The organism is Roseiarcus sp., from assembly GCF_049514155.1.
Classification (GTDB): Bacteria; Pseudomonadota; Alphaproteobacteria; order Rhizobiales; family Beijerinckiaceae; genus Roseiarcus.
Genome location: NZ_JBEKVH010000130.1, coordinates 1 through 11,396, shown reverse-complemented (window position 1 = coordinate 11,396; position 11,396 = coordinate 1). Strand labels below are relative to the sequence as shown.

The 11,396-nt window shown below is 63.4% G+C and carries 9 protein-coding genes and 1 pseudogene; 2 read left to right on the top strand and 8 right to left on the bottom strand.

Annotated elements, in window-relative coordinates; all coding sequences use genetic code 11:
- Window positions 1-144, bottom strand: a pseudogene (locus tag ABSF49_RS16355) (sugar phosphate isomerase/epimerase); the annotation flags it as partial.
- Between ABSF49_RS16355 and ABSF49_RS16350 the strand changes: the two are divergent.
- Window positions 109-1,371 (top strand): LacI family DNA-binding transcriptional regulator, encoded by a 1,263-nt coding sequence (locus tag ABSF49_RS16350; RefSeq protein WP_424113716.1) that lies wholly within the window; start codon window positions 109-111, stop codon window positions 1,369-1,371. The pseudogene ABSF49_RS16355 and the gene ABSF49_RS16350 overlap by 36 nt on opposite strands.
- Before the next feature lie 212 nt (window positions 1,372-1,583).
- Here the strand turns inward: ABSF49_RS16350 and ABSF49_RS16345 are convergent, their stop codons facing one another.
- Genes ABSF49_RS16345 through iolG form a run of 4 tightly spaced genes read right to left on the bottom strand, consistent with a single transcriptional unit; the run spans window position 1,584 to window position 5,795 of the window.
- Window positions 1,584-2,630: a Gfo/Idh/MocA family protein gene (locus ABSF49_RS16345; protein WP_424113715.1), complete on the bottom strand. Its 1,047-nt coding sequence runs from the start codon at window positions 2,628-2,630 to the stop codon at window positions 1,584-1,586.
- Between the two features lie 17 nt (window positions 2,631-2,647).
- Entirely contained in the window at window positions 2,648-3,841 is a 1,194-nt protein-coding gene (locus ABSF49_RS16340) for a Gfo/Idh/MocA family protein (RefSeq protein WP_424113714.1), read from the bottom strand.
- A gap of 8 nt (window positions 3,842-3,849) precedes the next feature.
- Window positions 3,850-4,758 carry a myo-inosose-2 dehydratase gene (gene iolE, locus ABSF49_RS16335; protein ID WP_424113713.1) on the bottom strand — a complete coding sequence of 303 codons (909 nt, stop codon included), beginning with the start codon at window positions 4,756-4,758 and terminating at the stop codon, window positions 3,850-3,852.
- A 29-nt stretch (window positions 4,759-4,787) separates the two neighbouring features.
- Window positions 4,788-5,795, bottom strand: a complete 1,008-nt coding sequence (gene iolG, locus ABSF49_RS16330; RefSeq protein ID WP_424113712.1) for an inositol 2-dehydrogenase — start codon at window positions 5,793-5,795, stop codon at window positions 4,788-4,790.
- Between the two features lie 120 nt (window positions 5,796-5,915).
- Between iolG and ABSF49_RS16325 the strand changes: the two genes are divergently transcribed.
- Window positions 5,916-6,932 (top strand): LacI family DNA-binding transcriptional regulator, encoded by a 1,017-nt coding sequence (locus ABSF49_RS16325; RefSeq protein ID WP_424113711.1) that lies wholly within the window; start codon window positions 5,916-5,918, stop codon window positions 6,930-6,932.
- Between the two features lie 225 nt (window positions 6,933-7,157).
- On the opposite strand, the gene ABSF49_RS16320 is transcribed toward ABSF49_RS16325, so the two are convergent.
- From ABSF49_RS16320 to ABSF49_RS16310, 3 genes are all read right to left on the bottom strand, one after another.
- Window positions 7,158-8,123 (bottom strand): ABC transporter permease, encoded by a 966-nt coding sequence (locus tag ABSF49_RS16320; RefSeq protein WP_424113717.1) that lies wholly within the window; start codon window positions 8,121-8,123, stop codon window positions 7,158-7,160.
- Between the two features lie 98 nt (window positions 8,124-8,221).
- Window positions 8,222-9,769 (bottom strand): sugar ABC transporter ATP-binding protein, encoded by a 1,548-nt coding sequence (locus ABSF49_RS16315; protein WP_424113710.1) that lies wholly within the window; start codon window positions 9,767-9,769, stop codon window positions 8,222-8,224.
- Between the two features lie 172 nt (window positions 9,770-9,941).
- On the bottom strand, window positions 9,942-10,871 hold the full coding sequence (locus ABSF49_RS16310) for a sugar ABC transporter substrate-binding protein (RefSeq protein ID WP_424113709.1): 930 nt from the start codon (window positions 10,869-10,871) through the stop codon (window positions 9,942-9,944).
- Between the last annotated feature and the right edge of the window lie 525 nt (window positions 10,872-11,396).

Here is an 11,396-nt window from a genome sequence, read left to right as displayed (position 1 = left end):
GTAGACCCGTGGGGCCACCCACCAGTCGAGGAAGTCGGCGCGCGGCGAAAGCTCAATCCACGCGTAGCCAAGTTCGGCCGCCTTGCGCGGCAGTTCCTCCAGCGACAGATGCCGGTGCATGTGGGGATCGAGCGCGATCCTCATGGGTCCCTCCCCGCTGCAATCTTTGCAATAAGTCTAAGAGGCCCTTCTCGCCCCCACACCAGCCTTCTTGACGATTTATCGTCAGGTCGTACGATGCGCCTTGAACTTTGGGACCATTCGATGCCCCCGGGGAAACGCCGCAAGCGATCGCCTCGTTTTTTCGAGATCGCCACGGAGGCGGGCGTGAGCGCGTCCACTGTGGACCGCGTTCTGAACGAACGCGGGAGCGTTTCAGAACAGGCGCGTCAGAAGGTGGTCTCGGCCGCCTTGAAACTTGGCGTGCCACGGATCCTACCGAGCACAGCGCACGAATTGATTCACATCGACGTGCTGCTGCCTGATAGCCGGACTCCGTTCTTCATGCGTCTGCGCAGCGCGCTCGCGGGCGCTTGCTCAATCCTAGACAAGCGAATCGTCGTGCATCGACGTGTTGTCCGTGAGGCTGACGAATCTTCCCTGATCAAGAACATTGTTGCGACGAACTATCGCCGTCGCGGTCTCATAATCGCCACCCCAGACACCGCGCGGGTGCGCAATGCGTTGCGGGAGGTTCTCGATCGGGGCGAGGCGGTTGTGACCGTCGTCTCGGACGTCGCCGACGTCCCGGGCATCGCTTATTTCGGCATCGACAACTACCGCGCCGGACGCACCGCCGGTCTCGTTATGAGCCGCTTCACAAGACAACGCGGCAGAGTGATGTTTCTGAGCGGATGGAACGACTGGAGCGGGCACCTGGAGCGCACCGCCGGCTGTCGCGATGCGCTGACCGACGCCAGTCCCGACCTCGTCTGCGACGATTTTCAGTTCGAGACGCGTGACGACGAAGACCGCTGCTTCCTTGCGGTCGCCGAAGCGCTGACCGGCACGGGCCTCGCCGGCGTCTACAACAGCGGCGCCGGTTCGGCCGGGATTATGAGGGCGCTTGCGAAGTTTGATCCCGATCGTCGCGTCACATGGATCGCGCACGAGCTTTCTGATGACCACCGCCAGTATCTTCAGACCGGAGCTTTGGCGATGGTCATCGACCAGGACCCGGACATGCAAGCCTTCAAGGGTCTGCGCTACCTTGTTGAGCACACCGACCCCAACGCGAGTTCAAGCTCGCTGAGTTTTGGGTGCGAATTTCATCTCTACTTCGCTGAGAATCTGAGAGAAGGTCGATATCTCTCGACGCCCTTGCGATCTCCAGACCTCCGCCTGGCCCCCCGAGCCGGGCGCAATCTCTGATCCGACGCAATGGAGCGAAGGCCGCCACCCAACTCTTGATCGCCTTCCGGCAAAAGAAGCCGTTGCGCTCGATTGCGGCTCGGCGCCTGCCGACCCAAATACGACGTCGTCGAGGCGTTCCGGGATTGGCGACGAAGGTTCGAAGGCGAACTCCGCTGGGGGGCGCCGCGACCAGCGCGACGGCGCCCTTAGCGCATGGCGTTCGCTCGGGCCTATTCCTGCAAGCCCGCTTCGGCGAAGCTGATGCCGAGGCGCCGACGGATCTTGTCCAGCGTCGCCATTGTCTCAAGCGATGCGTCAAGCGGACGACAAGGCGTTTCGGTTCGACCCTCGGCTATGCAACGGGCCACCTCGGCGGCTTCGAAATAGAGGCCGTCGAAATGCAGGCCGCGCGGCTCCTCATATTTCAGCACTGTCTCGCCCTCCAACGACCTCACCTCAAACGAACCGGGCAGATGAAACTCGGTCGGAAATCGCACGGTCCCCTGCGTCCCGACGATCGCCGCGTTGGTGGGCGTGAAGCCGTAGAAGGTGGTCGACATCACGCCGAGGCTGCCGATGTCGTTGCGCATGACGACCGACAGTTGACCGTTCACGCCGCTCGGATCCTGCTGCCCCATACCGACAACTTCGCGCGGGACGCCGAGCAGCTTGGCGAGCAGCGAAACCGGATACGTGCCGAGGTCGAGCAGCGGCCCCCCCGCGAGGCGAGCGTCGAAGATCCGGTGTTCGGGAGGAAGATACTCGCCATATTCGGTGTAGACCGACTTGATCTCGCCGAGCGCACCGGACTCGAATATTTGCTGCAGAACGTCGAACTTCGGCAGGAAGAAGCTCCACAGCGCCTCCGCGAAGAAGAGCTTCTTCGCCCGCGCCAGCGCGACCATCTCCGCCGCCTGGGCATGATTGAGCGCCATCGGCTTTTCGACGAGCATAGGCTTGCCCGCCTGCAGAGCGAGGCGAACATGGTCGTAGTGCATGTTATGCGGCGTCGCCACGTAGATGACGTCGACGTCACGGGCTGCGACAAGAGTCTCATACCCGCCATAGGCATTGCCGACCCCCCAGGCGGCGGCGAACGCGTCGGCCGTCTCCTGCTTGCGCGAGCCGACGGCGGCGATGATCTGCCGCGTGTGCGCCCTGACCGACTCGACAAATTTTCCGGCGATCCAGCCCGTGCCGAAAATGCCCCATCGCAATGCGGGCGCCTCCGTTGCCGGCTTGACGCGCGAGGTCGGCAGAGATTTCGGGAAGGTCATGTTCACTCCTGCCCGGTTCAGCTTCGCACGGCCCGCGGCGCAGACCCGGCGACGTTTTCCCAGGTTCGACTCTCGAGCGACCGCTCCATCGCGTCCATGATGCGCTGATTGGCGAGGCCGAACTGGAAGTTGGGAAAGCAATCGTCCGCCGTCATGATTCCATCGATGAGATCGCGGACTTCGATCACCTTCACGTCGAAATAGCCGAGGCCGCCGCCAGCGAAATCGAAGCCGAAAAAGGCGGAGAATTGCGGAACCTGGCTGCCGGCGTAGATCGTCTTGAAGCCGCGATCGGGCTTGGGATCGTCGAAGCGCGAGATTTTCAGCTCGTTGAAGCGCTCGCCGTCCATGATGATCGTGCCCTTGGTCCCCGACACTTCCCAGTAGACGCCGAATACCTTGCCCGCCGCAACGCGCGAAGCCTCGATCGTGCCGCCGGCCCCGCTCTTGAAGCGGACCATGGTCTGGATCTGGTCCTCGTTCTCGACAACGGCGCGCGGCGCGTCCGCGCCGGCCTTGGCGCCATAGCCGGAGCCTTCCTGTGGCGCGGGACGAGTGGGGAAGAAGGTCTGCGTCTGAGCGATGGCGCTTTCGACGTCGCCCATCAGATATTGCGCGACGGCGATGACGTGGCTGCCAAGATCGCCGAGCGCGCCCGAACCGGCGCCCTTGCGGGTGCAGCGCCAGGAGAACGGCAGATCGGGATCATTGAAGAAGCCCTGGTCGAACCAGCCGCGGAAGCGGATCGGAGCGCCGATGTCGCCGCGGTCGATCAGTTGCTTGGCGAGCATCGCGGCCGGGGTCTTGATGTTGTTGAAGGCCACCATCGTCTTGACGCCCTTCGCCTTTGCGGCTGCGGCCATTTCTTCGGCCTCCGCAAGCGTGACGGCCAGCGGCTTTTCGCAATAGACGTGTTTGCCGGCGGCAATGGCGGCAAGCGCCATTTCGCGGTGCATGGCGTTGGGCGAGGTGATGTCGATCACGTCGATGTCGGGATTGTTGACAAGGGCGCGCCAGTCGCCCGTGCTGTTCTCGAAGCCGAAGCGAGCGGCGGCCCTGGCGGCCAGTTCGTCGGTCGCGTCGGCGAGCGTATGCAGGCGTGGCGCCGCCGGCAAGTCGCGGTACAGCACGTTCGCGCGGCGGAAGGCGTCGGCATGGGCCTGGCCCATGAAGCCGGAGCCGATGAGGCCGATATTCATTCTCTTATGCATGGCTTCCCTCAGAACCAGGAGGCGATCACATTGAAGGCGCGCGTCGTCGCCGCCTTGGGCTCGGCTTCCGGGCGAGCCGGGTCCTGTTCGGCTTCGACGACGAGCCAGCCACGGTAACCGGAGGTCTTGACGAATTGGGCGATCGGCGCGAAATCCAAGTCGCCGTCGCCGGGAACCGTGAACATGCCGGAGCGGACGCCCTGATTGAAGGATAGATCCTGGCTGCGCACGCGCGCCATGCGGTTTGTGCGGACATCCTTCAAATGGATGTGGGTGATGAGATCGCCGAAGCGGTCGATCAACTTGGCGTAATCGAAGCCAGCGGCCGCGGCGTGGCCTGTGTCGACGAGCAGGCCGCAGCGCGCTCGGTCGAAGACCCGGGACACTTCGTCGAAGGTCTCGACGACCATCATCAGATGATGATGGTAGCCCATCCGCAGGCCGTATTCGCCGATCAGGCGTCGTTCGAATTCGGCGAGTCGATCGGCGTAGTCGGCAGCCTCGTCGCGACCGAGCGTGACGCGTTTCGCCATCGAAATGTCGAGCGGCGCGCCCGGCGCCATCCGGCCGCAGGGCCCGTAGACCATCACCTCGGCACCGAGCGCCTTCAGCAGCCGCGCATGCGGCGCGACGGCTTCGATCTCCGCTTCGACCGAACGCTCGGCGAGGAAGCCGGAATGCCAGCCCGACGCCAGCGCCAATCCATGTCTCTCGAGCAGCGGACCGAGCGTGTCCGCCTGGCGCGGGAACTTGCGGCCAAGCTCCACACCCTGGTAGCCGATCGAGGCGGCGTCGGCGAGACAGGCCTCGAGCGGAATGTCCGCTCCAAGATCCTCGAGAACGTCGTTGGCCCAGGAAAGCGGGCTGACGGCGAGGCGCACGCCATGGGGCAGAGCGGATAAGACGCCGTTCGACATGTCATCCTCCAGCAATCGGAATTCTGCCGTTAGGGCCGCCACGACGGATCGACTTCGACCGGCTGTCCGGACCTCATCGAAACGATCGCGGCCTCGGCGAGACGCTGCGCCTCCAGTCCGTCGCGAATGTCGGCCAAGGGCTTCTTGCCGGTTTCGATCATCTCGACGAAGGCCGTGATCTCTTCGCTGTAGGCGTGCGCGAAGCGCTCGATGAAATCGTTCATCGGCGGAGCCGCGGCGAAGCCGTTGACGTCGGCGATGACGACTTCGTCGCGGGGGCGGTTCCGCACGTAGAGCACCTCCTTCGAGCATAGAGCCTCAAGCCGCTGGTCGTAACCGAAGGGCGCCCGTCGGCAGTTGACCATCTGCGCGAAGCGACCGGACTTCGACGTGAGCGTGACCATTGCCGTGTCGATGTCGCCCGCAGCGCCGATCTCAGGATCGATAAGGCAGGCCCCAACGGCGTACACCTTCACGATTTCTTCGCCGAGCAGGTAGCGCGCCATGTCGAAGTCGTGGATCGCCTGATCGCGAAACATGCCGCCCGAACGCTCCACGTAGGAGCGCAGCGGCGGCGCGGGATCGCGCGAGTGCATGACGATATGTTCGAGCCTCCCGGCGGCGCCGCTGGCGATACGGTCGCGCACTTTGCGGAAATTGGGGTCGTATCGGCGCTGGAAGCCGAGCATGCAGGCGACGCCCGATCGCTCGACCTTCTCGGTCACTTCGGCGACGGTGGCGAAATCGAAGCTGATTGGCTTTTCACAGAAGATGGCGTGGCCGGCTTCGCTCGCCCTGTCGAGCAATTCGGCGTGAGTGTCGGTGGAGCTGGCGATGACGACGGCGGCGATGGTCTTGTCGGCGAAGACAGCGTCGGCGTCGGCCACGAAAGCGCCGGTCTTCGCGGCCAACTGCGCGCGACCCTCGCTGGCGACGGGGTCGACTATGTATTTCAGCCGAATCGAAGGGTTCGTCGCCGCGTTTACCGCATGCACGCAGCCGATGCGACCGGCGCCGAATATTGCAAGATTGATCACTCGCGCCCCCCTCGGATACGCCGACTCTCGGAGCCGGTCTGATTGAGGCGAGGATAGTCCCGTGCTATTCACGCAAAAATCTCAATCTTGAAGACTTTTCTTCAAAGAAGGCGTTTGAAGATGGCGGGCAAATCCACGGCGGCGGATGTAGCGCGCGCCGCAAGGGTCTCGCTTTCCACGGTCGACCGGATCCTCAACAACCGCGGCGGCGTGACGCGGGAAAAGGAGCGGCGAGTCCTCGATTGGGCCCGCAGACTCAATCTCGACCGCGCGCTCAACCAGCGCGCAGCGCGCACGCTCCGCATCGCGGCGCTGATCCAGCCGCCGGACAACCCCTTCCACGCGACTGTCCAGGCGCATTTCGAAGCGGTCAACCGCGACTATTCGGCGTTCAATATCCAGTTCCGCGTCCATCACATCGACCCGAACCGACCGCATGACACCGGCAAGCTGATCGCGCGGCTGGCGCCAAGCTGCGACGGGCTGATCATCGTCAGCGCGCACAACGACGAGATCGCGTTGAACCTGAACGCCATGAGCGGCGAAGGGAAGCTGGTGATCACCCTTGCGACCCCCATCCGTGGGGTCGGCGCGCAGACTTATATCGGGCCTGACAATCGCAAGGCCGGGCGCGTGGCCGGCGATCTCATGGGACGCTTTCTCGGCAAGGAGCGAGGCGACGTCATTGTCATCGCCGGGCTGCTCAGCATGATCGGCCATGAAGAGCGCGAGATGGGCTTTCGCGCCGCGCTGCGCGAACGCTACCCCTGGCGCCGCATATCCGAGGTTCTCGAAAGCCGGGAGAAAAGCGAACGCGCCGGCGATCTCGTGTTCGACGCCCTGAAGCGCAACCCGAACATCCGCGGCGTCTACAACGCTTCAGCGGGAGCGCAGGCCGTCGTCGACGCCTTGAACGCCCTCGGCAGGCGTGACAAAATCATCTTCATTACCCACGAGCTGACCGAAGATCGGCGTCGCCTGCTACATGAGGGGATGATTGACGCCATCATCGACCAGGACCCGGCGCTCGAGGTTCGCACCGCCGTCGAAGCTATCGCCGCGCATTTCGGACGCCGCGATCGGCCCCCCGCGTCGCTGATCACCCCGATCCACATCCACACGATCGAGAACGCGTAACGCGACGCCTCCCCTCTCCGCGCGTGCGGGATCAGCTTGCGACGAGGGGCCACGCGCCGCATCTGCGTCGATCCGGCGTCATCGCGAGGAGCGAAGCGACGAAGCGATCCCGGGGCGGAAGGGCCTGAGTCCTGCGGCCCCCTAATCGCCTCGGCTCGTTCGCGATGACGGCAGGACGTCGTCTCGCCGGGTCGCGCGGACAACAGACGAGCGCGCACTCGGCCTTTATGCCGACCGGCGCCGCCGCTGCCGATACTGGTCCGTGATCACCGCCGCAATGATAACCGCGCCCTTGATGATTTCCTGATAGTGGGCGTCGACGTTGAGGAACGTGAAGCCCGAGGTCAGGATGCCGAGGATCACCGCGCCGATCACCGTTCCGGTCATGCGGCCGACGCCGCCCATGAGCGACGTGCCGCCAATGACCGCCGCGGCGATGGCGTCAAGCTCGAAGCCCATGCCGACGCCAGCCTGACCGGAGATTGCGCGCGCGGTATGCACGACGCCCGCGACGCCCGACAGCAGGCCGGCAAACATGTAGACGACGACAAGATGGCGCTCGACATTGATGCCCGAGACGCGCGCCGCCAAGGGGTTGGCCCCGATCGCGTAGGTGAACTTGCCGTAGCGCGTGTAGCGCAGTGCGATGTGGAACACGAAGGCGACGAACAGGAAGATGATGACCGGCCACCAGCCCGAACCGATCGCCGCGAAGGAATCTTCGAGATTGCCGATCGGCTCGCCATTTGTGTACCAATCCGCCACGCCTCGCGCCGACACCATCATGCCAAGCGTGGCGATGAACGGCGGGATCTTCGTATAGGCGATGAGCCCGCCGTTGATCATGCCGACGAGGAGCCCGCACAATAGGCCGGCCGCAACGGGAATGACAGGATTGAGCCCGGTAAGGCCCGGATAGATCGCGTGGCTGTAACCGGAGACCTGCGCCAGGCTCGCCGCCACCATCGCCGTCATGCCGACGAGAGAGCCGGACGACAGGTCGATGCCGCCGGTGATGATGCACATGGTCACGCCGACAGCGATGATGCCGATCTCGGACTCCTGCAAGATCATGATCTTGAGCCGCAGGACGTTGAAGATGAAGGTCTGGCCTTCGAAGATCCATCCCAACGCCTCGAACAGCAGCATCATGCCGATCATGACGACGAGAATGCTGACCTCCGGCGGCATTCGGCGATGCAAGCGCAGGACGGGTTCACGCGTCGCGGCGGCTGTCGAAGTCGAAGTGTCGGTGGCCACGGTCTTCAGTCCTTGCTGCGTCTCGCGCGCTACTGCGCGGCAAGCTCCATTATCTTGACTTGGTTGGCGTCCTTGCGATCGACGATGCCGGTCATGCGGCCTTCGTGCATGACGAGGATGCGGTCGCTCATGCCGAGCACTTCCGGCAGTTCGGAAGAAATCATCATGACCGCCACCCCTTGCCCGGCGAGTACGGAGATCAGCCGGTGGATCTCCGCCTTGGCGCCGACATCGATGCCGCGCGTCGGCTCGTCGAGAATGAGAATGCGCGGCTTTGTCATCAACCAGCGGGCGATCAACACCTTCTGCTGATTGCCGCCGGAGAGGTTGATGCATGGCTCGAATAGATCGGGCGTGCGCACGCGCAAACTCGCCTGCTGTTGCAAGCACATCGCCTCGATCTCGGCCTCTTTCACGAACCCAGCGCGGGTGAACCCCCTGCGCAGAATTGCCGTCTGCATGTTCTCGATGATGTCGAGCAGCAGGAACAAGCCGCTCTCCTTGCGATCCTCGGTGAGAAAGCCCAACCCTGCGTCCAGCGCTGCGGCAGGCGTTTTGATCAGGGTCTCCTTGCCGTCGATGAAGATCTTGCCCGATGTCGCCGGCGTCACGCCGAACAGCGCTTCGGCGACGTTGCTGCGCCCGGAGCCGACGAGGCCGGCGAAACCGAGAATTTCGCCGCGACGCAGATCGAAAGAGACGTCCTGGAAGCGGCCGGCGAGCGATAGATTCTTCGCCGACAGCACGACATCGCCGATCGGGACCTCCGTCTTGGGGAACATCTGCGTGATTTCGCGCCCGACCATCAGCTTGATGATGTCGTCGCGAGTGACTTTGGACGCTTCATGCTCCCCGACGAATCGGCCGTCGCGGAAAACCGACACGTGGTCGGCGATCTCAAACAGTTCGCTCATCTTGTGGGTGATGTAGACGATGCCTTTGCCTTCGGCCTTGAGCGAGCGGATGATGTGAAAAAGATGCTCCACTTCCTTCTCGGTGAGCGCCGAGGTGGGCTCGTCCATGATCAGGACGTCGCTGTCGTAGGAGACCGCCTTGGCGATTTCGACCATCTGGCGGTTGGCGACCGAGAGGTCGCGCACCTCGACTTCCGGGTCGATCGGAATCTCGAGGTGGTCGAACAGCTCCCGCGTCTTGCGGCGCATTTCACGATGCTGCACGAGTCGCAAGCCGTTGAGCGGCTCGCGGCGAATCCAGATGTTCTCGGCGACCGTCATCGGATTCATCAGGTTGAGTTCCTGATGGATCATCGCGATGCCGTACTGGAGCGCGTCCAGCGGCGAAGTCAGCCGGATTTCCTGACCCTTGAGTTTGAACGAACCGCCGGGATCGGGCGTGTAGATGCCGGCGATGATCTTCATCAGCGTCGACTTTCCGGCGCCGTTCTCGCCCATCAGCGCATGCACGTGGCCGCGCTTCAGGCGGAACTGGACATCGTCGAGCGCCTTGACGCCCGGGAATGTCTTGCTGACGTGCTCCACCTCGAGGAGAAACTCCGAGCCGGGCACCACGCCGGCTTGGCGAACGATTTCGGCGGTCGACGGACTGAATTTCGCCATGGCGCTCCGACCCTGAAATCTCTCGCCGGCCCCGCATTCTTGGGCGAGACCCGCGACCTTTTTAGCACGATATGCTCGGCGCGACCCGCCGGAGGCGAGACACATCGGCCGCGCCCCCGGCGGCCTCTCCCTTCTTCGTCACGAGACGCGAAGGGAGAGGCGGTCGGTCGGATCAGTTCTTCTTGGCGTACTTGTCGAGGTTGTCAGGCGTGACCAGTTCGAAGGGGATCTTAACCCACTTGTCGACCGTCTTGCCCGAGGCGAGCGCGAGCGCGGTGTCGACCGCGCCCTTGCCCTGGCCGGCGGCGTTCTGGAACACGGTGACCTTGAGGTCGCCGGCCTTCATCGAGGCAAGCGCGTCCTGCGTCGCGTCGACGCCGCCGACGATGGCCTTCTTGGTGTCGACGCCCGCCGCCTTCATCGCCTGGATGGCGCCGATCGCCATTTCGTCGTTGTTGGAGACCACCGCGTCAAACTTCATGCCCTTCGACAGCCAGTTGGTCATCAGGTTCTGCCCCTGGGTGCGATCCCAGTTGGCGGTCTGTTCGGCGACAATCTTTATGCCGCTGCATTCCGGAGTCGCGATGACCTCATGGACATCCTTGGTGCGCTGCACCGCAGCCTGATTGGAGAGCTGGCCCTCGATCACCAGAATGTCGCCCTTGCCGCCAAGCAGCTTGCAGATCTGCTGGGCCTCGTAGGTTCCGGATTCCTTCTCATCCGAAACGACGGCTGAGGCCTTGGGCCCGAGTTGGTCTAGGTCGGCCGGCAAGCGGTTGACGTAGACGAGAGGCACGCCGGCTTCCGCGGCGAGCTTGGTGATCGCCGGCGTCGCCGAGGTGTCGACCGGATTGACGATGATCGCGTCGACCTTGTTGGCGATGAAGTTCTGGACCTGGCTGAGCTGCTTGGAGACGTCGTCCTTGGCGTCCTCGATCTGCAACGACACGCCGGGCACAGTCTTGGCGTAATCGCTCATGCCGTTGCGCAGCACGGTGAGGAAGTTGTCGTCGAACTTGTCCATCGACACGCCGATCTTGGCGGCCATAGCTGGGGTCGACAGGATCGTCGCCACCGCCAGCGCGTAGACGTAACGCTTCATAATCGTTCCTCCCTGGTCGCGCCCGGCAACGCGTTAAGATTCGCCGGATGGGCCCTACGGAGCGCGAACCGCACCCGTTAGGATTTCGTTTCAGTGGAAACCGGCACGTTCGGATGCTGATGTCATCGAACTTCCTTCGCCGGCGCTCATGGCCAGCAAACTTCCCCCTCTGCTCCTTCCCCACGCCGGTCTTAAGCCGGCGCGCCATCGTTAATTTTATAACGCTCGTTCTATTTTCTGTCAATCAAGGAATGCGAATATCGCATCAGACGACGAGCAGCGAACGTTCAGCCGGCTCCAAAGCAGCTTCAAGTCGTCGTTTTTGCGGCCACGACCCCGCCCCCCGATCGACATCGTCCCTCCGGAATTACCCGTGGGCGACAAGTCAGCCGCTTCTCCCGAACGCCCGTTCGCCCCAATATTTATTGACGTATTTCTGCATTTCCTCGCGCATGAAGCGCCCGGATTGGTCGGCGCGCTCTTCCCAGGCGAAGACGCATGCGGTCATGATTCCGTCGAAGCCGA